The following is a 332-nucleotide window of genomic DNA, read 5'->3' as shown; positions in this document are numbered from 1 at the left end:
CCCGACAAGGCCGAGGTGTTGGTCGCGTTGACGTTCACCCAGCGCGTGGTGCTGACCGTGCCGCTGAGGCTGGCATACAGGTCGGCCACGCCCAGCTCGACGAACTGGCTGGTGCCACCGGCGATGCCCGCGCCCGGACCGTCCGGCCCCGGCAGCGCAGCGGTGCCCCACTGTCCCTCCAGTTCCTTCGGCTGCAGGTTCTTGAACTCGCGGATGTTCCAGGGAGCCGCTGCACGGGGCGAATTGAAGGCAGCGTCGTGGCCCCCACCCAGCGCGGTGGGAGTGCCGGCGGTGTAGACACCGAAGCCTGACTTCATCACGACGTCACCGGC

The 332-nt window shown here is 69.3% G+C and carries 1 pseudogene; it reads right to left on the bottom strand.

Annotated elements, in window-relative coordinates:
- Positions 1-227, bottom strand: a pseudogene (locus ABGA94_RS16280) (hypothetical protein); the annotation flags it as partial.
- Positions 228-332 lie beyond the last annotated feature (105 nt).

The organism is Stenotrophomonas sp. 3diitr2024, assembly GCF_042136455.1.
GTDB classification, from domain to species: Bacteria; Pseudomonadota; Gammaproteobacteria; order Xanthomonadales; family Xanthomonadaceae; genus Stenotrophomonas; species Stenotrophomonas sepilia.
The sequence above is the reverse complement of the archived record's forward strand: the minus strand, read 5'-3'. Positions and strand labels throughout refer to the sequence as shown.